This window comes from Sodalis sp. RH24, assembly GCF_047324145.1.
GTDB lineage: Bacteria > Pseudomonadota > Gammaproteobacteria > Enterobacterales > Enterobacteriaceae > Acerihabitans.
Window position 1 is genome coordinate 2425531 of the sequence record NZ_CP178729.1, and the last position, 25232, is coordinate 2450762.

The following is a 25232-nucleotide window of genomic DNA, read 5'->3' on the forward strand; positions in this document are numbered from 1 at the left end:
CCACCCCGGCAAGCCGGGGTGGCGAGCTATTTGCCGAACATATCCTTGATCCAGCCGGCGACGCCGTCGCTGCCCTCCTGCTGCTCCTGTTGCGGCGGCTGCTGGCCCGACTGCTGCTGGTCAGGCGGCGTTTGCGCCGGCTGCTGGGCCACCGCCTGGCTGGCCTGGCACAGCGCCTGCGGACTGTCGGTCCAGACCGGGATCACGCGCATGCTGCTGTCGCTGTTGCAGACGAAATTGCCGGCATAGTCGATGGACATCTGGTTGATCTCCTCGGGCGGTATCACGTTAAGCGTCAGCGGCGGCTGGTTTTCCAGATAGCGGCGGTAAATCGTCAGCGCGCCGTTGGCGCCGGTCAGCTTGGCCGGGCCGTTGTTGTCGCGCCCTACCCAGCTGATGGTCACCTCTTTACCGTCCACGCCGGCAAACCAGCTATCGCGCAAATCGTTGGTGGTACCGGTTTTCCCGGCCAGATGGAAATTGGGGAATTTCACCGCCAGCGAACGCGACGTGCCGCGCGCCACCACCTGCTGCATACCGTATAACGTCAGATACGCCGCCTGGGCCGGCACCACGCGCTCCGCCTGCGGGAAGCTCTGGTAAAGCACCTTGCCGTCCTCGCTTATCACCGAGCGCACCGCCGACAGCGGCGCACGGTTGCCGCCGCTGGCAATGGTCTGGTATTCCTGCGCCACTTCCATCGGTGTGAGGCTGATGGCCCCCAGCAGCATGGCCGGCACCGGGTTAATCACCTCTTTCGGGATGCCCAATTTTTGCAGGGTGGCGACGATATCCGGCAGGCCCACCGCCAGCCCCAGGTTAACCGTCGGCACGTTAAGCGAATTGGCCAGCGCGTCTACCAGCATCACCTTGCCGCGAAATTGACGATCGTAGTTTTTCGGCGCCCACAGCTGCCCGTTCGGCTGCTTGAGTGAAATGGGCTCATCGGCGATCCAGGTGTTCAGGCGGTACTTATCCGGCTGGCTCAGCGCGGTCAGGTAGGTGGCCGGTTTTGCCAGCGACCCTACCGGACGCCGCGCCTGCATGGCGCGGTTAAATCCGGCGAATTGCGGCTGGGAACCGCCGACCATGGCGCGCACTTCGCCGCTAAAGCGGTCCACCACCACCATAGCGCTCTCAAGGTCGCTGACGCCGCGCCCGGCGCGCAGGGCCGGCACACCGGCCTCCACAGCTCTTTCCGCCGCGTCCTGCGAAATCGGATCAAGGGTGGTGAATATTTTCACGCCGGACAAATCGTTAATCTTGTCGCCCAGCTTCGCCTGCAGCTCCTGACGCACCATTTGCATAAAGGCCGGCTGCGGCGTAATCACCCCGCCTCGCGGCTGCACCCCCAGCGGACGCGCGCTCAGCATATTATACAAATCCGCGTCGATAACCTGTTGGTTTTGCAACAGCTTCAGCACCAGGTTACGCCGCTCCAGCGCCATTTGCGGATTACGCCAGGGATTGTACAGCGATGCGCCCTTGACCATGCCCACCAGCATGGCCTGCTGATCCAGGCTGAGTTCATCCACCGGCCGGCCGAAATAATAGAGGCTTGCCAACGGGAATCCGCGGATCTGTTCGCTGCCGCTCTGGCCGAGGTAGACTTCGTTCAGATACAGCTCAAGGATGCGATCCTTGCTGTAGCGGTAATCGAGGATCACGGCCATATAGGCTTCGTTGATCTTGCGCCACAGGGAACGCTCATTGGTCAGGAACAAATTCTTGACCAACTGCTGGGTCAGCGTACTGCCCCCCTGCACCGCGCGCCCGGCGGTAATATTCGCCAGGAAGGCGCGGCCGATGGAGCTGATGCTGATGCCGTCATGCTGGTAAAAATGACGATCTTCGGTGGCTATCAGGGTATCCACCAGCAGATCGGGGAATCCGGCGCGGGGCACAAACAACCGCTGCTCGCCGTTGGGCGATTGCAGCATGGTGATCAGGCGCGGATCGAGGCGGAAAAAGCCGAAGTTCCGCTGCGTATCCTGGTTTTGAATTTGCAGCAGATGATCGCGATCAAACGTCAGCACCGCATGGATCTGCCCTTCCTTGCTGTCGGGGAAATCAAAGGGACGGCGCAGCATATCGATGCTGTTGGCGCGCACGCTGAATTCGCCCGGGCGGGTTATGCGGGTCACCTGGCGGTACTGCATCCCTTCCAGCAGGTTGACCATCTCGCTTTTGCTGTAGGGCATGCCCGGCTCCAGGTTCACCATGCGGCCATAGACCGCCGCCGGCAGTTGCCAGACCTTGCCGTCGATGCGGCTGCGGATCTGCGCATCCAGGTAGACGCCGTAGATCACCAGTAAAATCACCACCACCAGGAAAATCTTGATAAGCAATCCCAGCAGGCGCCGCTTGCCGCTTTTGCGCGGCGGGCGCGCTTTGCCTTTCGCAGGCGGCTTGCGCGGCGGCATTACGTATTCCTCTTGATCGTCATAGTCGTCCTGAGCATCGTCATTTTCTTCGTAGTCGTCGTCCCGGTGACGTCGCACTGGCGGTTTATTTGTCACTTTACGGCCGGACGGTCTTCCATGACGTCCAATAGGTTCGCGATCATCCCCAGACATCGTTATGATTCTCCATACTTCCGACGGATTCCCCGCCTACTCTGTTCCTCCACCATCTTATCCGGAAGAGGAAACCTCTGAAATCAACCCTGCTGATACTTTTTGGTGCGCCGGGTGGGTACCGCAATGGCCGGATTATCCGGCCAGACATGCTTGGGGTAACGCCCCTTCATTTCTTTTTGCACCTCGCGGTAGGCCCCCTGCCAGAACGCCGCCAGATCGCGGGTAATCTGCAACGGATGCCCGGCGGGCGATAACAACTCCAGCACCAGCGCCACACGGCCTTCGGCCAGCAGCGGACTGGCCTGCTCGCCGAACATTTCCTGCATCCTCACGGCCAGCACCGGCGGCTCGCCGTGCTGGTAACGCACCGGCAGCCGGCTGCCGGTGGGCACAGTGTAGTGGCTGGGCAGCACAGTATCCAGTCGTTGACGCAATCGCCAGTCCAGCAGGCGCAATAACGCCTCGCCGAGATTCACCTGGCGCAGGGCGCGCACGTCATGCACGCCCTGCAGGGACGGCTGCAGCCATAGCGGCAGGGCCGCCAGCAGCGCGTCGTCGTCCACCACAGGCCAGTCCGCCTCCGGCAGCCAGTCGCGGGCGCACAGCAGGCGCTGGCGCAGCTGCTGCGCCGGGCCGTCCCAGTTGAGCACCGACAGGCCCTGCTCGCCAATCCAGTTGAGCAGCGCCTGCCGCATCACCTCGCCGGAAGGCCTGGCCTGCGGCTGCTCGCGTAACATCAATTGTCCGATCTGTTCACGCCTGAGCACGCGCAGGCTGCCCTTTTCCTCATCCCAGCGCATGGCGGTGGTGACCGTCAGCCAGTCGGGACGGGCGGCCACCAGCGCGGCGATATCCACCGGCAGCGCCAGCCGGATGGCCGCGTCGGCATTTTGCCCCAGTTGCATCAGCCCCGGCACGATCAGCCATTCAATCGCCGACAGCGCCTCGTCGGGAGCCAGCGCCGCGCCCAGGCCGTTGGCCAGTTGATACCGGCCGGTGGCGTCGCGCCGGCGGGCGATGCGATCGCGAAATCCCCAGGCCAGCAGCGCGGGCGCCAGCGCCGCGTCCGGCCGGCCCCAGCGGGGCGACAGCCGTTTGGCCAGTTGCCTGGCGCGTCGCAGCCAGTGGGACTGCGGGCGCGCGAGCGCATCGCGCATATCGGGCGACCCCGCGCGCGGCGGTTCCTCGATAATGGCCGCCAGCAGCGCGGCCGTCGCCAGGCTATCGTCATCGTCGCGCGCATGGCACAGCATGGCCGCCAGGCGCGGTTCGCAGCCTGCTTGCGCCATTTTGCGCCCCAGGGACGTCAGGCGTTCCGCCCCATCGACGGCATCCAACTGGCGCAGGGTGCGGCGGGCCGCGGCCAGGTTGGGTTCTGGCGGCAGGTCGAGCCAGCAGAGCGTCAGCAGGTCGGTACAGCCCCATTGCAGTAATTCGAGATAAAAACCGCTGAGATCGCTTTGCAGAATTTCCGGCCGGCCGTGTTCCGGCGCGCGTTCCGCCTGCGATTGACTAAAGAGGTGCCAGCACACGCCGGGGGACAGGCGGCCGGCACGGCCGGCGCGCTGCACCATGGACGCCTGGCTGACGCGCTGGGTGACCAGGCGGCTGAGCCCGTTCCTGGCATCGAATTCGCTGACCCGCTCCAGCCCGCTGTCCACCACCAGGCGAATGCCCTCGATCGTCAGGCTGGTCTCGGCGATATTGGTGGCCAGCACCACCTTGCGCCGCCCCGCCGGGGCCGGCCGGATGGCCCGCTGCTGTTCGTCCAGGGTCAGGGCGCCATACAGCGGGCAAAGATCGACCTCCGCCCCGATCCGGGGAGACAGCAAAGCCTGCACGCGGTTGATCTCCCCCACGCCGGGTAAAAACAACAGCAGCGAGCCGGTATGGGATGACAGCATCTCGCTGACCGCCGCGGCAATCGCCTGGACGGGGATGGACTGTGAGGGCAGCGGATGAAAAACCCGCTCCACCGGAAAACTGCGGCCGACGGAACGGATAACCGGCGCGGCGGGCAGAAGCGCCAGCAGGCGCCGGTCATCCAGGGTGGCGGACATGATAAGCAGCCGCAGATCGGCGCGCAGTCCCTGCTGCACATCCAGCAGCAGCGCCAGCGCCAGATCGGCCTGCAGGCTGCGTTCATGGAATTCATCCAGGATAACCAGGGCGACGCCGGACAGCTCCGGATCCTGCTGCAACATGCGCGTCAGGATGCCTTCGGTCACCACCTCCAGCCGGGTATGCGGCCCCACGCGGCTTTCAGCGCGCATACGGTAGCCGACGGTCTGGCCGGGCGTTTCGTCCAGTTGTTCGGCCAGGCGCAGCGCCACGTTTTTGGCGGCCAGCCGCCGGGGCTCCAGCATCAGGATACGCCCCGGCAGGCCGGCGCGCCGCAGGATTTCCAGCGGCAGCCAGGTGGATTTGCCGGCGCCGGTGGGCGCGTGCAGCAGAACCTGCGCGGCGCCTTGCAACGCTTGCAGCAACTCATCGACTACGGCGGCGACCGGTAATAACGTCACGACATCTCCGTTAAAGATTAACATTCTGGGCCGGGCATTGTAGCATCGCTTGATTGAAGAACAGAATCTTCGCCGCGTTTCCCTGGTATCGGCGACCGAGGCCGGCCAGGGGAAACGGTCAATCATCCACGACACCAGCCGGGACCGCCATGACCTCCACCCGTCGCCTGTTTTTTGCCATTGCCCTGCCCGATAGCGTCCGCCAGGCGGTTATCGACTGGCGCGCCGCCCGTTTTCCCTATGAGGCCGGCAGGCCGGTGGCGGCGGCCAACCTGCATATCACCCTGGCGTTCCTGGGCGACGTGGGCGCCGGCAAAGAACAGGCCCTGCGCGCCGCCGCCATGAGATTGCAACAAAAGCCCTTTACCCTGACCCTGGACGATTGCGGACATTGGCCCGGCTCCGGCGTGGTGTGGCTCGGCATGAAGCGCGCGCCGCGCGGGTTATTGCAGTTGGCGCAGTGGCTGCGCGCGCAGGCGGCCCGCAACGGCTGCTATCAAAGCCCGCTGCCGTACCATCCCCATGTCACGCTGCTGCGCCAGGCCCATCAGGCGGTGGCGCTGCCGTCCGGCACGCCGGGATGGGAAATGGCGGTCGGGAGTTTCGGCCTGTACGCCTCGCTATTTGACAACGGGCGCGCCCGCTATATGCTGCTCGATAGCTGGCCGCTCGCCTGACCTGGCGAGAGGGGGAGACGGCAAAACTCTTATACGGAAATGTCATGCGATTCAGTCCAGAATTAAAATCCGCCCGCCTGGTGCGGCGCTATAAACGTTTCCTGGCGGATGTGGTCACCCCGGAGGGCGAGGAGCTGACTATCCATTGCGCCAACACCGGCGCCATGACCGGCTGCGCCGTGCCCGGGGATACAGTGTGGTATTCGACTTCAGACAACCGTAAACGTCAATATCCGCATAGCTGGGAACTAACTGAAACCGCCGGTGGTCAATGGATAGGAGTGAATACTCTGCGCGCCAACGCCCTGCTGGCGGAGGCGGTGCGCGCCGACGCCGTTCCCGAATTGTCGGGCTATACTACACTTACTGCCGAAGTGCGTTATGGCGTAGAAAATAGTCGGATTGATTGGTTATTAGCAGCGGAAAATCGCGCAAACTGCTATATTGAGGTGAAATCCGTCACATTACTGCAACAGGAGTGGGGGTATTTTCCCGATGCGGTAACGATACGCGGACAAAAACATTTACGAGAACTACAAGCAATGGCAGAAATGGGTCACCGTGCCGTACTGTTTTTTGCGGTGTTGCACTCCGGAATCACCCGGGTGGCGCCCGCCCGGCACATCGACCCCCATTATGCCGATTTAGTATTGCAGGCGCAGCAACATGGCGTGGAAGTATTTTGCTATGGCGCGCAGTTATCCCCGGACGGTATTGTGCTGAAAAATGCTTTACCGTTATTTATTTCGTAGGCGGCTTTTCTGGAAAAAAAGGATAAATCATCCCGTTTTTCCTTAGTTTAACCGCCCGCCAGATACGCCTTTCTTCACACTCTTGTCAAGTAGGCGTCAGGAATAATTGCCAACCTCAACGTCATCTGTTATTTATAGCGGCCTGTTTTTTTCCCCACGTTGGGGATCGATAGTGCGTGTTATGAAGGAGAAGCAACATGCAAGAAGGGCAAGACCGTAAGACATCCTCCTTGAGCATTCTCGCCATCGCCGGGGTGGAACCGTACCAGCAGAAACCGGGCGAGGAGTATATGAATGCGGCCCAGTTGCTGCATTTCAAGCGCATCCTCGACGCATGGCGCAACCAGCTCAGAGATGAAGTGGGTCGTACCGTTTCGCATATGCAGGATGAAGCGGCCAACTTTCCGGATCCCGTGGACCGGGCCGCGCAGGAAGAGGAATTCAGCCTTGAACTGCGTAACCGCGATCGGGAACGAAAATTGATCAAGAAGATCGAAAAAACGCTGAAGAAAGTAGAAGACAAAGATTTCGGCTTCTGCGACTCATGCGGCGTGGAAATCGGCATTCGCCGCCTGGAAGCGCGGCCGACCGCTGATTTATGCATTGATTGCAAGACCTTGGCTGAAATCCGCGAAAAGCAGATGGCAGGGTAAAATCAATCCAGATTGCCGCGATGTCGCCCATGGAACGGACCACGGCATCGCGGTAACTGTACGGATTCGCCTTTCCTGAGTTATGGCTGCGCACAGCACCTACATGGGGCGTTTTGCCCCCTCGCCTTCAGGCGCCTTGCATTTTGGCTCGCTTGTCGCGGCCCTGGGGAGTTTTCTCCAGGCCCGCGCCTCGCATGGGCAGTGGCGAGTGCGTATCGAAGATATCGATCCTCCCCGCGAAGTCCCCGGCGCCGCCGATACCATTTTACGCCAGTTGGCCCATTACGGCCTGCACTGGGACGGCCCCGTATGCTTCCAATCCCAACGCCACGCGGCTTACCTTGACGTCCTGGCGGATTTGCGCGCGCGCGGGCTAAGCTATCATTGCCGCTGCACCCGCGCCCGCATTCAGGAACTGGGCGGCATTTACGACGGTCATTGCCGCACGCTCGGCCTGCCGGCGCAAAATGCCGCCATCCGCCTACGCCAGATAGCCCCCGTGTCACATTTCCATGACCGTTTGCGCGGTGATATCTACCCCGACCCCGATCTGGCCCGGGAAGATTTTATTATCCGCCGCCGCGACGGTCTGTTTGCCTACAATCTGGCGGTCGTGGTGGACGACGCGGCGCTCGGCGTGACCGAAATCGTGCGCGGGGCCGATTTAATCGAGCCTACCGTGCGGCAATTGGCACTCTACCGTCAATTAGGTTATAAAGAACCGGAATATATTCATTTACCGCTGGCGTTGACGCCCACGGGCGCCAAATTATCCAAGCAGAATCATGCGCCGCCGTTGCCGCAGGGGGACCCCCGGCCAACGCTTGCCGACGCATTAGTTTTTTTAAATCAACCGGTAGCACAAGGGTGGCGGGATTTGACCCTTGAGAGTATGTTAGACTGGGCTATTATGCATTGGTCCCTGGCATCCATACCGATTTCGCCATCGGGCACGACATGCGCCCCAGACGTTCTCAAAACACCCGGGGTGAGCTATGATTAGCCGCTGTTTTTTGTTGCTCCCGTTTATTTGTTACTATTGAGGTGTACTATTTTTACCCGAGTAGCCAACTTCTGCCGTAAGGTGCTGAGCCGGGAAACCGTGGCGGCGGCACCAGAGGATAGACGCCCTTTGACGATTATCCCGCGCGACCAGCACACCATCTCCCGTAAAGAGATCAGTGAAAATGCACTGAAAGTGCTTTACCGCTTGAATAAAGCGGGATACGAGGCCTATCTGGTCGGCGGCGGCGTGCGCGACCTGCTGTTGGGTAGAAAACCGAAGGATTTCGACATTACCACCGATGCCACCCCCGAACAGATGCGCAAGTTATTTCGCAACTGCCGTCTGGTGGGCCGGCGTTTTCGCCTCGCCCATGTCATGTTCGGACCGGAAATCATCGAAGTGGCGACCTTTCGCGGCCATCATCTGACCCACGTGCCCGATGACGTTGATGCCGGGTCGGCGGTGCAGGCCCCCGCCGCCGCGCTGCAAGGACAAAACGGCATGCTGCTGCGCGACAATATCTTCGGCTCCATCGAGGAAGACGCCCAGCGCCGCGATTTCACCATCAACAGCCTCTATTACAGCGTGGCCGACTTTACGCTGCGCGACTATACCGGCGGCCTGCGCGATTTGCAGGAAGGCGTGGTGCGCCTGATTGGCGATCCGGAAACCCGCTACCGCGAGGATCCGGTGCGCATGCTGCGGGCGGTGCGTTTTGCCGCCAAGCTGAACATGACCGTCGATGCGGCCACCGCCGAGCCGATCCCGCGCCTGGCGTCGTTGCTGCGCGATATCCCGGCGGCCAGGCTGTTCGAGGAATCGCTTAAACTGCTGCAGGCCGGTTACGGCGAACCGACCTACCGCCTGCTGTGCGAATATCAGCTGTTCCAGCCCATGTTTCCGCTCATCAGCCGCAACTTCACCGAACAGGGTGACAGTTTTATGGAGCAGATGGTCACCCAGGTACTGAAAAACACCGATCATCGCATCCAGAACGACATGCGGGTCAATCCGGCATTCCTGTTCTCCGCCATGCTGTGGTACCCCCTGCTCGAACAGGCGCAGAAGCTGACGCAGGAAGGCGGCCTGGCCTATTTCGACGCGTTTTCGCTGGCGCTGAACGATATTCTTGACGAACAGTGCCGCTCGCTCGCCATTCCCAAACGCCTGACCACGCTGATGCGCGATATCTGGCAGCTGCAGCTGCGCCTGTCGCGCCGCCAGGGCAAACGCGCCTTCAAGCTGATGGAGCATCCAAAATTCCGCGCGGCTTTCGATCTGCTGGCGCTGCGCGCCGACGTCGAAAACAGCGCCGAATTGCAACGGCTGACCCAATGGTGGCGCGAGTTCCAGGAAGCCGCGCCGCCGCGGCAGAAGTCCCTGCTCACCACCCTTGACGACGACGCCACCGCCCGTCCGCGTCCGCGCCGTCCGCGCCGCCGTACGCCGCATCGCGATCCGGCTTAACCATGGCTGGCGCAGCGCCGCTGTCCGGCGTGCCGATGACGCGAGTCTGGCTGGCTATCGGCAGCAACCTGGCGGATCCGCTTGACCAGGTTAACGCCGCGCTGGACGCCCTCGCCCAATTGCCGCAAACCCGGCTGAACGCCTGCTCCTCTTTTTACCGCAGCCGGCCGCTGGGACCGCAGGACCAGCCCGATTACCTCAACGCCGTCGTCGCCCTTGACACCGCGCTCACGCCGGAACAGCTGCTCGATCACACCCAGCGCATCGAACGGCGGCAGGGGCGGGTGCGCAAAGCCGACCGCTGGGGGCCGCGCACGCTCGATCTGGATATCCTGCTGTTCGGCGGCCTGCGGCTTCATACCGCCCGGCTGACGGTGCCGCACTATGATATGAAGCACCGTGAATTCGTGCTTTATCCCCTGGCGGAGCTCGCCCCCGACCTGGTATTGCCCGACGGCGAGGCGCTGGCGGACCTGCTGGCGCGCACCGGGCGCAACGGCCTGGAATTCTGGGATAATGAACACCGGGCGCGCCGCTGGTAAGCTCCCCTTCTCCGCGCATCCCCTCCATTGCCGCACGTTTTGCTCAGACAATACTATCTCCTGTCCCCGCCTTCATTTAGAATAACGCGCCACTTCATTTCAATTATGCGTTACCGGCCTGACCGAGGTTATGATGAAACCGACCACCATTTCGCATCTGCGCGCCTGGAAACAGCAGCAACGCAAGTTCGCCACCCTGACCGCCTATGACGCCAGCTTTGCCCGCCTGTTTGAGCAAGAAGGCATTCAGGTCATGCTGGTGGGCGACTCTCTGGGCATGACCATGCAGGGCCAGACTTCCACGCTGCCGGTGACGGTGGAAGAGATTGCCTACCATACCCGGTGCGTGCGCCGCGGCGCGCCCCAGTGCCTGCTGCTCGCGGATTTGCCGTTCATGTCCTATGCGACGGCGGCGCAGGCCTTTGACAGCGCCGCCGTGCTGATGCGTGCCGGCGCCAATATGGTCAAGCTGGAGGGCGGCGGCTGGCTGGCTGACGCCGTGCGCGGTTTGACCGAACGGGCGGTGCCGGTGTGCGGCCACCTGGGATTGACGCCGCAATCGGTGAATATCTTCGGCGGGTATAAAGTGCAGGGCCGCGACAGCGACAGCGCGGAACGGTTATTACAGGACGCGCTGACGCTTGAGCAGGCCGGCGCGCAGCTGCTGGTGCTGGAATGCGTGCCCGTGGCGCTCGCGCAGCGGGTCACCGAGGCGCTGGCCATACCGGTGATCGGCATCGGCGCGGGCAATGTCACCGACGGGCAAATCCTGGTGATGCAGGACGCGTTGGGCATTACCGGCCAAGGGACGCCAAAATTCGTCAAGAATTTCCTGGCCCAGGCAGGTGATATCCGCCCGGCGGTGCGTTTATATATCGAAGAGGTCGAGCAGGGTATTTTCCCCGGCCTGGAACACAGTTTTCAATAACGACAGGAGATAGGCGTGTTGATTATCGAAACCCCGCCGAAACTGCGTCAGGCTGTTAAGCAGTGGCGGCAGGAAGGTAAACGTATTGCGTTGGTGCCGACCATGGGGAATCTGCACGATGGGCATATGTCCCTGGTGGATGAAGCCCGCGCCCGTGCCGATATTGTTATCGTCAGTATCTTCGTCAATCCGATGCAATTCGATCGCCCCGAAGATCTCACGGCGTACCCGCGCACGCTGCAGGAAGATTGCGAAAAGCTGACCCGGCGCGGCGTTGATACGGTGTTTGCGCCGGCAGCGGCGGTTATATATCCGGACGGACTCGCCAGCCAGACGTTTGTGGATGTGCCGCGTTTTTCCGCTATTCTGGAAGGCGCCATCCGCCCGGGCCATTTCCGCGGCGTAGCCACCATTGTCAGTAAGCTGTTTAACCTGGTGCAGCCGGATATCGCCTGTTTCGGCCAGAAGGATTACCAGCAGCTGGCGCTGATACGCCAAATGGTGAAGGATATGGGCTATGACATCGAGATAGTCGGCGTACCGACGGTGCGCGCCGCCGACGGCCTGGCGCTAAGCTCGCGCAACGGCTATCTCACCGCCGGGGAGCGCCAGATAGCGCCCCGGTTGCACAGCGTGCTGGAACAGCTTATCGGGCAGATGAAAAACGGCGAACGCCAAACCGATACCCTGCTGCAACAGGCGGCGGAACGGCTGCGCCAGGCCGGCCTGCAGCCGGATGCCCTGGATATTCGCGACGCCGATACCTTGCAGCCGCTCACGGTGGACAGCGCGCGCGCGGTGGTGCTGTTTTCCGCCTGGCTGGGCAAGGCGCGTTTAATTGACAACGCCCAGGTGGATTTAACGTTGTAATGGGGCAGCACTCAGGCCTGTGGACAGCCGGGAGGCTATCGTCAATACTGGCGTGGATGTCCCAAGGCGATTTTGCGTTTTCACTCCCCGGCGGGGAAAGTACAAAGGTTTAACGTTATGCAACGCACCATGCTAAGAGGTAAGCTGCACCGGGTCCACGTGACCCAGGCGGATTTGCACTATGAAGGCTCCTGCGCCATCGATCAGGACTTTCTGGAAGCGGCGGGTATCCTGGAGTATGAGGCTATCGATATCTACAACGTCGACAACGGCCAGCGGTTTTCCACCTACGCCATCGCCGCCGAGCGCGGCTCGCGCATTATTTCCGTCAACGGCGCGGCCGCCCGCTGCGCCTGCGTCGGCGATTTGCTGATCATTTGCGCCTACGTGCAGATGCCGGATGAAGAGGCGCGCGGCCATCGGCCTCTGGTGGCCTATTTCGACGACCAGAACCAGCTGAAACGCACCGCCAAGGCGGTACCGGTACAGGTGGCCTGACGCCGCCCGGCGGCGCATCCTCTGGCAAAAATGCGCCGCCGTCCTTTACCTATGTCCGCAGCCCGCTGCCGCGCTGGATCAAATACCAGCACCAGGCATAAAACACCACGATAAACACCACCAGCACCGACAGCGTAAACGCCAGCGGCACGTCGCTGATGCCCAGAAAACCGAAACGAAAGCCGCTTATCATATAGACGACGGGGTTGAGCTTGGATATGGCCTGCCATATGGGCGGCAACAGCGTCAGGGAATAAAACACCCCGCCCAGGTAGGTCAGCGGCGTCAGCACAAAGGTCGGGATCAGGCTGATATCGTCAAAGCTTTTGGCAAACACCGCGTTCAGCAGGCCGGCCAGCGAGAACAGCACCGCCGTCAAAATAAGCGTCACCGCCACCACCCACCATGAATGCACATGGAAAGGCACGAAAAACAACGAAATCGCGGTAACCAAAATGCCGACGCAAATGCCGCGCGCCACCCCGCCGCCCACATAGCCGGCGATGATGATATGCGTGGGCACCGGCGCCACCAGCAGTTCCTCTATATTGCGCTGGAACTTGGCGCTGAAGAACGAGGAGGCCACATTGGTATAGGCATTGGTAATCACCGCCATCATAATCAGGCCCGGCACGATAAACTGCATATACGAAAAGCCATGCATTTCGCCGATGCGCGATCCGATAAGATTGCCGAAAATAATAAAATACAATGCCATGGTAATCACCGGCGGTACCAGCGTCTGGATCCAGATCCGGCCGAAGCGGTTTATTTCCTTACGCCAGATACTCTTTAAGGCGATCCAATAAAGATGCATCATAATTTGGCCCTCCTGCTGGCCCGGTCGTCTTTTACCAGCGTGACAAACAGCTCTTCCAGCCGGTTGGCTTTATTACGCATACTCAACACCTGCACCCCCTGGGAGCTGAGCTGGCCGAACAAACTGTTCAGCCCCTGTTCCCGCATCACCTCCACTTCCAGGGTGCTGGTGTCCAGCAGTTGATGGCGATACCCCTGTAATTGCGGCAACGGGCTCTTGGCCGCCAGATCGAGAATAAAGGTTTCTGATTTCAGCTTGGACAGCAGCAGCCGCATAGACGTATTTTCCACCAGTTCGCCGCTTTGGATAATGCCGATATTGCGACACAGCATTTCCGCTTCTTCCAGATAATGGGTGGTCAGGATGATGGTGGTGCCGCTGCCGTTCAAATCGCGCAGGAAACCCCACATCGAACGCCTGAGCTCGATATCCACGCCGGCGGTGGGTTCATCGAGGATGAGCAGCTTAGGCTCGTGCATCAGGGCGCGGGCGATCATCAGGCGGCGTTTCATCCCGCCGGAAAGCATGCGCGCGCGCTCGTCGCGCTTGGTCCATAAATCCAGCTGGTTGAGGTATTTCTCGGCGCGCTTCTCCGCCACTTTGCGTTCCACGCCGTAATAACCGGCCTGGTGAACCACAATCTGCCAGACGGTTTCAAACGGATTAAAATTAAATTCCTGCGGTACCAGGCCCAGCTGGCGTTTGGCATTCACAATATCTTTATCGATGTCGTAGCCGAATACGCGCGCCTTGCCGGAGGTTTTATTGACCAGCGCGCTGATGATGCCGATGGTGGTGGACTTACCCGCGCCATTGGGTCCCAGCAACGCATAAAAATCCCCCGCTTCCACATTAAGGTCTATCCCTTTTAGCGCCTGTACGCCTCCTGCGTAGGTCTTGGTCAACTTCTCCAACTCCAATGCATATGTCATAGATAACGACTTACCTTATTCTCAATGGATGTGACGAACTGATTTAAAAAAACGCACGGTTGACCTATATTAACGCATCGCACTACGTCGTTACGGGCTAAAAACCACAATGAAAGACATCACGGACCTTATCAGCAACAACCAAACTTGGTCTAAGCATCTCAAAGAAGAAGACCCGGGTTTCTTCGAGCGTCTGGCGCTGGCCCAGAAGCCGCGATTCCTTTGGATAGGCTGTTCCGATAGCCGGGTGCCGGCGGAGAGGCTGACCGGCCTGGAGCCGGGGGAGCTGTTTGTGCACCGCAACGTGGCCAACCTGGTTATCCATACCGATCTCAACTGCCTGTCGGTGGTGCAGTACGCCGTGGACGTACTGGAAGTCGAGCATATTATTATCTGCGGCCATTACGGATGCGGCGGCGTACAGGCCGCCATCGACAATCCGGAACTGGGATTGATCGACAACTGGCTGCTGCATATCCGCGATTTGTGGTACAAGCATAGCTCAATGCTGGGGGAGCTTCATCCCGAGGATCGCCTCAACACCTTATGTGAAATCAACGTTATCGAGCAGGTCTACAACCTGGGGCACTCCACCATTATGCGCTCGGCCTGGAAACGCGGCCAGAAGGTGCAGCTGCACGGCTGGGTATACAGCATACACGACGGCCTGCTGCGTAATATGGACGTCTCCGCCACCAGCCGGGAGACGCTGGAACAGCGCTACCGCCAGGGCATCGCCACGCTTTTGCAACAGCACGGCAAATAGCCGGCTACCCGTGCGTCATCCCTGAGACCGCCAAGGACCGCCGCCTGGCGGTCAATCCTGACGCACGACCTTGCCGACAAAAGGCAAATGCCGGTAGCGCTGCGCGTAATCGATACCGTATCCCACCACAAACTCGTCGGGGATGGCAAAGCCCACCCACTCCACCGGCACCTGCACCTCGCGGCGATCCGGCTTATCAAGCAAGGTGCAGATAGCCAGGGATTTCGGCTGGCGCAGTTGCAGGATCTCGCGCACTTTACTTAGCGTGTTGCCGGAATCAATGATATCTTCCACGATCAGCACATCCTTGCCGCGGATATCCTCATCAAGATCCTTCAAAATCTTAACGTCGCGCGTGCTGCTCATGCCGCTGCCATAGCTGGAGGCGGTCATGAAATCCACTTCATGCGGCACCGTCACGGCGCGGCAAAGGTCGGCCATAAACATAAAAGAGCCACGCAACAGGCCGACCAGGACCATCTCACTGCCGCTGTCGCGGTAATGCAGGCTGATATCATGGCCAAGCTGCGCGACCCGGTCAGCGATTTCCCCGGCGGAAATCATGACGTCCACGGTGTGTTTCATAGCGGGATCACATTACAGAAAGTTGAAAAGAGGCGAATTTTAGCATAACCGCCAGGCGCATGCGATGCGCGGACACAAGGTTTGCACGGCTCTTCGTGCCCGCCCTTCCCGCTCAAGCCCACCGCGCGTATCAGCAATCTTAGCGGTTTTACCCACCGCGCGCGGGACAATCCGCCAGGTTTGCTCCATACTTTCATCAAGCGGTTTTCACCGCCAAAAATGCGGCTGCAGAATAAAACTTAGGGCGAAAATCATTAAATATGATAACGTCAACCTATAACGAATGATTCAGGTTTTCACATGAAATACACCCTATTGGTGACGCTGTTGCTCGGGCTGCTGGGTTTTTCAACCGCGTCACAAGCCTTATCCGAACCCGAAGCCGAAGACATGGCCGATTTAACCGCCGTGTTTGTTTATCTGAAGAACAACTGTGGTTATACCGACATGCCCAATGAACAAATCCGGCGTGCCATCCTGATTTTTGCCCAACAAAACCGTTGGGACCTCAGCAACTATGCCAGTTTCGACATGCGCGCCCTGGGAGAAGACAGCTATCGCGATCTTAGCGGCATCGCCATTCCCACGCCGAAGAAATGCGAAAGCCTGGCGACAAATTCCCTTAGTTTGCTCGCCTACGCAAAATAAAGAGTTTTAAATCCTGTTTGTGTGAAAATCATCCGTGCAAGGTGGGGCGGAGTTAGCTATTATGTTGCGCCGTTTTCTCATGGCGGTTTTCGCCGAGGGTTAGCTCAACATGTCACATCCCAACATGCCACAACACGACATCTGGTACGAAACGCTGCATGATAATTTCGGGCAGTATTTTCACGTGGACGCTATCTTGTACCGGGAAAAAACCGCGCATCAGGATCTGGTGATTTTCGCCAACGCCGCGTTTGGCCGCGTTATGGCGCTGGACGGCGTGGTGCAAACCACCGAACGCGATGAATTTATCTATCACGAAATGATGGCCCACGTACCGCTTATCGCCCACGGCAACGCCCGCAAGGTGCTGATTATCGGCGGCGGCGACGGCGGCATGCTGCGTGAAGTCTGCCGGCACCCCGGCGTAGAAAGCGTGACCATGGTGGAAATCGACGCCGGCGTCGTCACCTTCTGCCGGCAATATCTGCCGGGGCACAACGCCGGCTCGTTCGACGATCCGCGTTTTCATCTGGTTATCGACGACGGCGTGAATTTTGTCGGCGCCACCGACGACACCTTTGATGTGATCATCTCCGACTGTACCGATCCTATCGGGCCGGGATCGAGCCTGTTTACGTCTGATTTTTATCAGGGCTGCGCGCGGTGCCTGAATGAAGGCGGCATTTTTGTCGCCCAAAACGGGGTGTGTTTTTTACAGCAGGACGAGGCGGTACACAGCCACCGCAAACTCAGCCATTACTTCAGCGATGTCAGCTTCTACCAGGCGGCGATACCGACCTACTACGGCGGTTTGATGACCTTCGCCTGGGCCAGTCAGGACCCGGCGCTGCGCCAGCTGGACGCCGTCACGCTGAAGGCGCGCTTCTCCGCTGCGAAATTGGAATGCCGCTATTATAATGCAGCTATTCATCACGGCAGCTTTGCCCTGCCGCAGTATTTACTCAATGCCTTGTCGTCAGCACGCTGAGACGCAAGCCATAAGGGGGTGAACTCAATTGCAGAAGTTAAAACTACACGGCTTTAATAATTTAACCAAGAGCCTGGGTTTTTGTATTTACGATATTTGTTATGCCAAAACGGCGGACGACCGTGATGGATATATCGCTTACATTGACGAACAATATAATGCCAATCGCCTGACTGAGATCCTGAGCGATACCTGCGCGATGATCGGCGCCAACATCCTGCATATCGCGCGGCAGGACTATGAACCCCAAGGCGCAAGCGTCACCATTTTGGTCAGCGAAGATCCTATCGATCCGCTCAGCATCGATAAATCGGAGCACCCGGGGCCGTTGCCGGAATCGGTGGTGGCGCACCTGGATAAAAGCCATATCTGCGTGCATACCTATCCGGAAAGCCATCCGGAAGGCGGCCTTTGCACGTTCCGCGCCGATATTGAAGTTTCAACCTGTGGCGTGATTTCGCCGTTGAAGGCGCTCAATTACCTGATACATCAATTAGAATCGGATATCGTTACCATGGATTATCGGGTGAGAGGCTTTACCCGGGATATCAATGGCATAAAACATTATATTGATCATGAAATCAATTCAATACAGAACTTTCTATCGAAAGATATGAAGGCGCAGTATCACATGATGGACGTCAATATCTATCAGGAAAATATTTTCCATACCAAGATGATGCTGAAGGATTTTGATTTAAAGCATTATCTGTTCAATGCCAGGCCGGAAGATCTGAGCCCCAGCGAACGCAAGGAGATCACGGACCTGCTGTATAAAGAAATGCGGGAAATTTATTACGGACGCAACCTGCCGGTGGTATGACCCGCCGGTAGGTGTTCGGACCGGCTCAGGCTTCGTAGCCGGAATATTCCTCCCTACCTGCGCTCTCCGGAGCCCCTGCCGCCAGCAATTTAATCACCGCCCTATGGCCATAACAGCGGGCATAATCCATGGCGGTCTGGCAATGGCTATCGGCTATTGCGCCGTTGGCGCCGTGCGCAATCAGCAGCCGGACAATATCGACATGTCCCCGCGCAGCGGCAATGCTAAGCGCCGTCCTGCCATCACAGCCGATATCATTGACGTTAAGATTCCGGTCCAGCAGTGACCTGACAATGTCGCTATCACCATAGCGCGCCGCATACATCAGGCTGGTATAGCCGAAAGCGTTTTTGATAAAGGGGTCGGCGCCGCGTTCCAACAAGACATTAATGATCGCGGCATCGCCGCGCTGCAAAGCAAATGCCAGCGCCGTGTCACCATAGATATCGCCGGCATTGATATTGCAGGGTTGACGCGAAAGGGTAGCTAAAATGACGTCATTGACATTGACGGCGGCATACATCAGCGCCGTGCGATTTAGACAATCCGTCAGGGAAACATCGGCCTGGTGTTCGATAAGTCTTTTGATGATATCTTCACAGGAGGCATGAGCCGCCAACATCAAAGGCGTGGTGCCTAAAATATCCTGCGCATTCACATTGGCGCCATTGCTTATCAATATTTTTACTATTGTTTCCTGATGCTGTCCAATGGCATGCATTAAAGGTGTAAACCCCCTCCTATCCGTCATGTCAGGGCGGATATTTTTATTAAGCAAATGAATCATTATGCTTGGCCGACCATAAATGGCGGCATATATCATAGCGTCGTGGCCCAGGTAATCGCTTTGCAAAGGGTCGGCACCCTGTGACAGTAATAAATAAAAAAGTTGCTCAGTATTATATTGAATAGATATCATCAGCGCCGAGGCGCCCATCAAATTAACGGCGTTGATGTCGGCGTGATAATCCAATAAATAACCTACTATCTTATCGTTGCCGGTCATGGTGGCCAACATCATGGCCGTCAACCCCTGTTTGGTTTTAGCATCTGGATTGGCCCCGTTTGCCAGCAACAGGCGTACCACCGGTATTTGATTGTGAGAAATCGCATACATCAGCGGCGTTATACCCTCGCAGTCAGGTCTATTGATGATTTCCGCACTGGCATGACTCAGGAACAAGCGGACCAAGGCCTCATCGCCGCAGAGGCAGGCATGACACAACGCCCGCCTTAACAGACCATGCCAAATCTCGGGGTTGACGCCATGGTTATCCATGTCCGCGATAATATCCGCCCTGCCCAGATAGGCCGCCGCCACGAGCACACTCAGGCTTTTTTCCTGGCGATGCTCCCCCCTCAAGGCCGGCAAGGTCCCCTCCACAGGCGGGAATAGGGGAGAGGGTTGGCCGGTCAACGGCGTTATGCGGGCAATATTGACCTGATGGCCGCGGTGCTGCACACCGGGCGGCGCCGTGGGTTGGCCAAGCCTGTTTTTTTTGGCGGGCGAGTGGTCAGGCACGCATGGCGTTTGCGCCGTCACGGCGCAAGAAACGGCGGGCGCCGCCGGCGCCACGACGGCGGGACGTTTTAGACCGCCGTCGTGGCAAAGGTTAAGCGGATGTGCGCCATCATTACCGGCAGGAGGGTTTGTTACTGTGTGTACGTTGACAGACAAATTAACACAGGCGGAAAGCTTCTTTAATTTTGTCCAATATGCTTTTTCTGGCTTTTCGCCATCAGCAGAATGATATGTTCCTTCCAAGTGAGCTTGATTAATTTCACCTGAATTAATTGAGTTAGAATTCATAGCGACACCTGATGATCATTTTTTCATCGCCATCATGTCATAGGCACACTATTTTTTGAATTTCACTACTCGTTGCCATGGCGGATAATCTGGGAATAACTTTTATCGTTACGTTCTTATTTAGAAATAAAACAAACGACGTCGCAGCCGGATCGGATGATACCCAGCGGGTTAGCGGGACAGACTAAAATCGCGATAATGCCGTAAAACCTGCAAAAAATCATCGGTCCCGCATAACGACAGGCTTTCTTCATCATAATAATTCATGCCTTCCTCCAGTTCGTCGTTCACAAAGGCAAGTTCATTGGCGCGGATTATCACCTCATCGCCATCGGTCCAGAAAGTGTACTCATGCCCGACGCATTGCCAACTGTCCTGGCCGCCGGCCAACCGCTTGATATGCCCCTCCACCTCGTCCAATAACACGAGATTGCCCTTGACCTCTTCGTTAAGCCAATGTCCCACGGCTTCATGCCCCATGGAAAAGGTCACTCTTACCTGACCGGTGATATCCCGTTGAAACGCGTAATCCATAGCCGTCCGCCCATACTCAGCCAATTGCGGGAGATGGCAGATAATTTCTGCGCAGGCCCGTACAGTAACGGTTATTTTACCCGTTTACCGGCATAAGATCGTTAGCTATGTTGTGTTTTACCGCGCTCGTGAGCGTTAAAGGGGGGAGAATGACGCGCCGGCCCGCCCTTCAGCCACATCGTCAGGTATAAACCATTGGTATAACCCGTTTGGCCGCGAACAAAAACCTATCCCTGAAAAAAGCCACAGCTACTGGAAAAATAACTGGCTCAAACGCTTTATTTTATTGATTAAATTAGCAAACCTTATGCCGTTAATGCCGGAGGGACCCGCGGCGCCGGACGTCGCGGCACTATGATGTTGCAGCAACGCCATAACCGGCGTATGACCGCGCCGCGCGGCGTAAAATAGTGCGTCCCGGCCGTTATTATCAACGAGCGTAGCGTTCGCGCCGCGTAGCAATAGCGCATTGACCGTCACCTTGGCGCCGCGTTCGGCGCTTTGCATCAGCGCCGTACGGCCAATGGCGTTAACTTCGTTAATATCCGTCCGGTTTGCCAGCAGGGCATCGATCAATTTCAAATCGTCTTTTTTCGCCGCCATCATAAAAGGGGTCAGCGGTTCCGCGGGCCGGTCTGGAATATCGTCGCTTATGCCGGGCCTGGCCGGGGTATGGGGCAGCCCGGTTTGCGGTACAATGCCGGGGGAGCGTCCGCGCGGGCGCAGGATAGTCTGCGGCGGCGCAGGCGCGCTGGTGGTCGGCGGCTTGCGACGGGTGGTCTCGACAGCGGCCGTCGCCGGCGCCGCGTCATTACTCTGATACGCTTGCGTCAATAGCGTAATCATATCCAGCTGATGCATGGCCCTTGCGGAATCCATGGCCGTCGAACCGGTATTGTCGGTTTCATTGACATCCGCGCCTTGCGCCAGCAAAAAAGCGGCAATGCGCATATCACAGGCGCGTGAAGCCACCAAAAATACGCTCTCGCCACGGTTATTCAGCAACCAAAGGTCCGCGCCTGCAGCGAATATCGCCATAAAATGATCATAAAGATTCAAGCGCGCGGCATACATCAGGGCGGTGTTGCCCTTAAAATCCCTGGCGTCATAATCGATGCCTCTGTCCAGAAGCAGCCGGGTGACTGAAATATCACTCTCGGCGAATTCTTCAGAAAGCATTAACGCCGTCATCCCCACCCAGCATGCATTGATCTGAGCGCCGGCATCCAGTAATATTTCCACCACTGCACTTTGGTTATTAACCGTGGCGACATGTATCGGCAACATCCCTTTATGCGGCCATCTGATTGCGGCTATTTCAACGCTTACCCCTTGCGATATAAACGTTTTGACCACTTCGCCCATGCCCACGCTGGCCGCATAAATTAACGGTACTTCTCCGTACGGATTATTATTGGCGAGCGCCAGGGCTGCTTCCAACTCGGTTTCTCTTTTCTGCTTACGCCCTCTTGCGGCATAATGCCCGGCATACATAATTTTATCTTTGCGGGCTAATACTATTTCCGCCATCGCGTCAGGATCCAGCGGCATAGCGGAGGTCGCTTCATGGTGATCATTTCCGGGCGTCGCGCAAGGTGGCGCGTCCGGCAGAGTAAAAGGAAAAGAGACCGGCAGGTTTTGCAAGGAAATTGCAGAATGGGAAACATTTTTCAAAATATTCCCTATTCGATTAACGCCGGTATAACTTTGTGCGGAATTATCGCCCGGCGCGCAATTTGCGCCGTTCGCTAATAAACAAGGATAAACGCCTGCATTCATAGAGAGACCTCCGTGCCTTGCACTTTATCGGGTAAATCAAAAGTGACATAAAATATAAACCCTATTTGCCCACTTTAGAATTGCGGTGGTTGTTTCACATAGCTTACGTTGAAAATTTAAAGTCGCTTCTGCTTTTCAACCCTAAAAAAACGGCCAGCCGCAATGGCTGGCCGTGGGATCGAAGCGCCGGGGGTTACGTTTGCGTATCCCAGGCATTACCCAGTTACACCGCCGTCTGGAAAATCACCTCGTCGGCTTTGTCGGTATACTCCGTCAACCGGTCAAAGTTCAGGTAGCGATACGTATCGGCAGCGGTTTTATCCACCAGAGCAATGGCCTGCAAATATTCCTCCACCGTTGGTAAACGTCCCAGCAGCGCGGTTACCGCCGCCAGTTCCGCCGAAGCCAGGTAGACATCCGCGCCGTTGCCCAATCGGTTGGGGAAGTTGCGGGTAGAGGTGGAAACCACCGTCGCGCCTTCGGCCACACGCGCCTGGTTGCCCATGCACAATGAGCAGCCGGGGATCTCGACGCGCGCCCCGCTTTTACCGAAAATGCTGTAATAGCCTTCTTCCGTTAACTGGGCGGCATCCATTTTGGTCGGCGGCGCCACCCACAGACGGGTCGGCAGCTGGCCTTTGTGCTGGTCAAGCAATTTACCCGCCGCGCGGAAGTGGCCGATGTTGGTCATGCAGGAGCCGATAAACACTTCGTCGATTTTATTGCCGGCCACCTCGGAAAGCAGACGGGCATCGTCCGGGTCGTTCGGCGCGCACAGGATCGGTTGGTTGATATCCGCCAGATCGATTTCAATCACGGCGGCATATTCCGCGTCGGCATCCGCCGCCAGCAGATGAGGATCGGCCAGCCAGCTTTCCATGCCCTTGATGCGGCGCTCCAGGGTGCGGCGATCGCCGTAGCCTTCGGTTATCATCCACTTCAGCAGCACAATATTGGAACTGAGGTATTCGACGATCGGCGCCTGATCCAATTTGATGGTACAACCCGCCGCCGAACGTTCCGCCGAGGCGTCCGCCAGTTCAAACGCCTGTTCCACCTTCAGCTCCGGCAGGCCCTCGATTTCCAAAATACGGCCGGAGAAGATGTTCTTCTTACCCTTCTTTTCCACCGTCAGCAGTCCCTGCTGGATGGCATAATACGGAATGGCGTGCACCAGATCGCGCAGCGTGATGCCGGGCTGCATCTTCCCCTTGAAACGCACCAGGACCGATTCCGGCATATCCAGCGGCATGACGCCGGTGGCGGCGGCAAACGCCACCAGGCCGGAACCCGCCGGGAACGAAATGCCGATGGGGAAGCGGGTATGGGAATCGCCGCCGGTGCCGACGGTGTCGGGCAATAGCATACGGTTCAGCCAGGAGTGGATAATACCGTCGCCGGGGCGCAGCGAAACGCCGCCGCGGTTCATGATAAAGTCCGGCAGGGTATGGTGGGTCTCCACATCCACCGGTTTCGGATAGGCGGCGGTATGGCAAAACGACTGCATAACCAGATCGGCGGAGAAGCCCAGGCAGGCCAGATCCTTCAGCTCATCGCGGGTCATCGGGCCGGTGGTATCCTGCGAGCCGACGGAGGTCATTTTAGGCTCGCAATACTGGCCGGGGCGGATGCCCTCCACGCCGCAGGCGCGGCCGACCATTTTCTGCGCCAGGGTAAATCCCTTGTCGCTGGCGACCACGGCCCGGGCATGGCGGAATATTTCGCTGGGCGGCAGGCCCAGGGATTCACGGGCGCGCGCGGTCAATCCACGGCCGATGATAAGCGGAATGCGGCCGCCGGCGCGCACTTCGTCCACCAGCACCTCGGTATTGAGCGCGAAGGTGGCCAGCAGCCGGTCGGTATCATGGGCGCGAATCTCCCCCTTGAACGGATAGATATCAATCACGTCGCCCATATTCAGCTCGGAGACATCAACCTCGATGGGCAGCGCGCCCGAGTCTTCCATGGTATTAAAGAAAATCGGCGCAATCTTGCTGCCCAGCACCACGCCGCCGCCCCGCTTATTCGGCACGTAAGGCAGGTCGTCGCCCATATACCACAGCACCGAGTTGGTGGCGGATTTGCGCGAGGAGCCGGTGCCGACCACATCGCCCACATAGGCCAGCGGGAAGCCTTTCTGGTTCAGCGCTTCAATTTGTTTGATAGGTCCGACGCTGCCGGGCTGATCGGGATCGATACCGTCGCGGGCATTTTTCAGCATCGCCAGGGCGTGCAGCGGAATATCCGGCCGGGACCAGGCATCGGGCGCCGGCGACAGGTCATCGGTATTGGTTTCACCGGTGACTTTAAATACCGTCACGGTGATTTTTTCCGCGAGCGCAGGGCGCGACAGGAACCATTCGGCGTCGGCCCAGGCCCGCATCACCCGCTGAGCGTGGACATTGCCGGCCCTGGCCTTGGCTTCAACATCAAAAAAGCTGTCAAACATCAGCAGCATGTGTTTCAACGCATCGGCGGCAATCGGCGCCAGGGTCTCGCTATCCAGCGCGTCAACCAACGGCTGGATATTGTATCCGCCCTGCATGGTGCCGAGCAATTCAACCGCCCGGGCGGGCGTAAGCAGCGGAGAGTGCGCGTCGCCTTTGGCGACGGCGGCCAGGAAACCGGCCTTGACATAGGCCGCTTCGTCTACGCCTGGGGGAACACGGTTAGTTAACAGATCCAGTAAAAAATTTTCTTCGCCGGTCGGCGGATTTTTCAGCAGTGTCACCAGCGCCGCCATTTGCGCAGCGTCAAGAGGTTTTGGCACAATCCCCTGGGCAGCACGTTCGGCCACGTGCTTACGGTAGTCTTCTAGCACGACGATCTCCTCGCTTTAATAAGTCATTGCTCACTTTTATTGCTCTCGGCAGTCTAACAGAATTTGACCGTACTGTTAATTTGTTTACAACTAAGCAACATAATTTTTAGCTGAAACGTTAAGGCTATGGCGCTGATTTTACTGTGTTAAATTAACACTATTTTATAGTTACAACTACAGACCGTTGCCAAAAATACGATGTGGACGCCTACCCGAAAGCGACATAGGCAGC

At 58.2% G+C, this 25232-nt stretch carries 22 protein-coding genes; 13 read left to right on the plus strand and 9 right to left on the minus strand.

Features of this window, described 5'->3' with window-relative positions; translation table 11 throughout:
• Window positions 1–26 precede the first annotated feature (26 nt).
• Together mrcB and hrpB are read right to left on the minus strand one after the other, a co-directional pair.
• Complete coding sequence (gene mrcB, locus ACL2XG_RS11175) at window positions 27–2576, minus strand: bifunctional glycosyl transferase/transpeptidase (protein WP_413722156.1); 2550 nt, start codon at window positions 2574–2576, stop codon at window positions 27–29.
• An 83-nt stretch (window positions 2577–2659) separates the two neighbouring features.
• Window positions 2660–5125: an ATP-dependent helicase HrpB gene (hrpB, locus tag ACL2XG_RS11180; RefSeq protein ID WP_413722155.1), complete on the minus strand. Its 2466-nt coding sequence runs from the start codon at window positions 5123–5125 to the stop codon at window positions 2660–2662.
• 125 nt (window positions 5126–5250) lie between these two features.
• Here hrpB and thpR point away from each other — a divergent pair, with 125 nt between their 5' ends.
• The 9 genes from thpR (at window position 5251) to panD (ending at window position 12494) form a co-directional block, all read left to right on the plus strand.
• Window positions 5251–5778 carry an RNA 2',3'-cyclic phosphodiesterase gene (gene thpR, locus ACL2XG_RS11185; protein WP_413722154.1) on the plus strand — a complete coding sequence of 176 codons (528 nt, stop codon included), beginning with the start codon at window positions 5251–5253 and terminating at the stop codon, window positions 5776–5778.
• A 44-nt stretch (window positions 5779–5822) separates the two neighbouring features.
• The gene (sfsA, locus tag ACL2XG_RS11190) at window positions 5823–6530 is read left to right on the plus strand and encodes a DNA/RNA nuclease SfsA (RefSeq protein ID WP_410016380.1); all 708 of its coding nucleotides are present in this window, start codon (window positions 5823–5825) and stop codon (window positions 6528–6530) included.
• 197 nt (window positions 6531–6727) lie between these two features.
• A complete protein-coding gene (gene dksA / locus ACL2XG_RS11195) occupies window positions 6728–7183 on the plus strand; it encodes an RNA polymerase-binding protein DksA (RefSeq protein WP_162363932.1) in 456 nt (151 codons plus the stop codon).
• An 82-nt stretch (window positions 7184–7265) separates the two neighbouring features.
• On the plus strand, window positions 7266–8186 hold the full coding sequence (gene gluQRS / locus ACL2XG_RS11200) for a tRNA glutamyl-Q(34) synthetase GluQRS (protein WP_413722153.1): 921 nt from the start codon (window positions 7266–7268) through the stop codon (window positions 8184–8186).
• Window positions 8187–8234: 48 nt separating this feature from the next.
• Entirely contained in the window at window positions 8235–9656 is a 1422-nt protein-coding gene (gene pcnB, locus ACL2XG_RS11205; protein WP_410016618.1) for a polynucleotide adenylyltransferase PcnB, read from the plus strand.
• Between the two features lie 35 nt (window positions 9657–9691).
• Window positions 9692–10198, plus strand: coding sequence for a 2-amino-4-hydroxy-6-hydroxymethyldihydropteridine diphosphokinase (gene folK, locus ACL2XG_RS11210; protein WP_410016619.1), 507 nt, complete (start codon window positions 9692–9694; stop codon window positions 10196–10198).
• Window positions 10199–10331: 133 nt separating this feature from the next.
• A complete protein-coding gene (gene panB, locus ACL2XG_RS11215; protein WP_410016620.1) occupies window positions 10332–11126 on the plus strand; it encodes a 3-methyl-2-oxobutanoate hydroxymethyltransferase in 795 nt (264 codons plus the stop codon).
• 15 nt (window positions 11127–11141) lie between these two features.
• A complete protein-coding gene (panC, locus tag ACL2XG_RS11220; RefSeq protein ID WP_410016382.1) occupies window positions 11142–11996 on the plus strand; it encodes a pantoate--beta-alanine ligase in 855 nt (284 codons plus the stop codon).
• A gap of 117 nt (window positions 11997–12113) precedes the next feature.
• A complete protein-coding gene (gene panD, locus ACL2XG_RS11225) occupies window positions 12114–12494 on the plus strand; it encodes an aspartate 1-decarboxylase (RefSeq protein ID WP_410016383.1) in 381 nt (126 codons plus the stop codon).
• Window positions 12495–12543: 49 nt separating this feature from the next.
• Here panD and ACL2XG_RS11230 read toward each other — a convergent pair whose 3' ends face one another.
• Window positions 12544–13311 (minus strand): ABC transporter permease, encoded by a 768-nt coding sequence (locus ACL2XG_RS11230; RefSeq protein ID WP_410016621.1) that lies wholly within the window; start codon window positions 13309–13311, stop codon window positions 12544–12546.
• Window positions 13311–14246, minus strand: coding sequence for an ABC transporter ATP-binding protein (locus ACL2XG_RS11235; RefSeq protein WP_413722152.1), 936 nt, complete (start codon window positions 14244–14246; stop codon window positions 13311–13313). The genes ACL2XG_RS11230 and ACL2XG_RS11235 overlap by 1 nt, the downstream gene beginning before the upstream one ends.
• Before the next feature lie 109 nt (window positions 14247–14355).
• Here ACL2XG_RS11235 and can point away from each other — a divergent pair, with 109 nt between their 5' ends.
• A complete protein-coding gene (gene can / locus ACL2XG_RS11240; protein ID WP_410016385.1) occupies window positions 14356–15012 on the plus strand; it encodes a carbonate dehydratase in 657 nt (218 codons plus the stop codon).
• A gap of 51 nt (window positions 15013–15063) precedes the next feature.
• Here the strand turns inward: can and hpt are convergent, their stop codons facing one another.
• Complete coding sequence (hpt, locus tag ACL2XG_RS11245) at window positions 15064–15597, minus strand: hypoxanthine phosphoribosyltransferase (protein WP_410016386.1); 534 nt, start codon at window positions 15595–15597, stop codon at window positions 15064–15066.
• A gap of 300 nt (window positions 15598–15897) precedes the next feature.
• Between hpt and ACL2XG_RS11250 the strand changes: the two genes are divergently transcribed.
• The 3 genes from ACL2XG_RS11250 to speD all read left to right on the plus strand — a co-directional run bounded on the left by ACL2XG_RS11250 (window position 15898) and on the right by speD (window position 18056).
• Window positions 15898–16245, plus strand: a complete 348-nt coding sequence (locus ACL2XG_RS11250) for a YacC family pilotin-like protein (RefSeq protein ID WP_410016387.1) — start codon at window positions 15898–15900, stop codon at window positions 16243–16245.
• Window positions 16246–16369: 124 nt separating this feature from the next.
• Complete coding sequence (speE, locus tag ACL2XG_RS11255; protein ID WP_413723546.1) at window positions 16370–17233, plus strand: polyamine aminopropyltransferase; 864 nt, start codon at window positions 16370–16372, stop codon at window positions 17231–17233.
• A gap of 28 nt (window positions 17234–17261) precedes the next feature.
• The gene (speD, locus tag ACL2XG_RS11260; protein WP_413722151.1) at window positions 17262–18056 is read left to right on the plus strand and encodes an adenosylmethionine decarboxylase; all 795 of its coding nucleotides are present in this window, start codon (window positions 17262–17264) and stop codon (window positions 18054–18056) included.
• 25 nt (window positions 18057–18081) lie between these two features.
• Here the strand turns inward: speD and ACL2XG_RS11265 are convergent, their stop codons facing one another.
• The 4 genes from ACL2XG_RS11265 to acnB all read right to left on the minus strand — a co-directional run bounded on the left by ACL2XG_RS11265 (window position 18082) and on the right by acnB (window position 25000).
• Window positions 18082–19866, minus strand: coding sequence for an ankyrin repeat domain-containing protein (locus tag ACL2XG_RS11265; protein WP_413722150.1), 1785 nt, complete (start codon window positions 19864–19866; stop codon window positions 18082–18084).
• Between the two features lie 171 nt (window positions 19867–20037).
• Window positions 20038–20400 carry a YacL family protein gene (locus ACL2XG_RS11270; RefSeq protein WP_410016390.1) on the minus strand — a complete coding sequence of 121 codons (363 nt, stop codon included), beginning with the start codon at window positions 20398–20400 and terminating at the stop codon, window positions 20038–20040.
• Between the two features lie 249 nt (window positions 20401–20649).
• Complete coding sequence (locus ACL2XG_RS11275) at window positions 20650–21951, minus strand: ankyrin repeat domain-containing protein (RefSeq protein WP_413722149.1); 1302 nt, start codon at window positions 21949–21951, stop codon at window positions 20650–20652.
• A 451-nt stretch (window positions 21952–22402) separates the two neighbouring features.
• A complete protein-coding gene (gene acnB, locus ACL2XG_RS11280; protein ID WP_410016392.1) occupies window positions 22403–25000 on the minus strand; it encodes a bifunctional aconitate hydratase 2/2-methylisocitrate dehydratase in 2598 nt (865 codons plus the stop codon).
• Window positions 25001–25232: the final 232 nt, after the last annotated feature.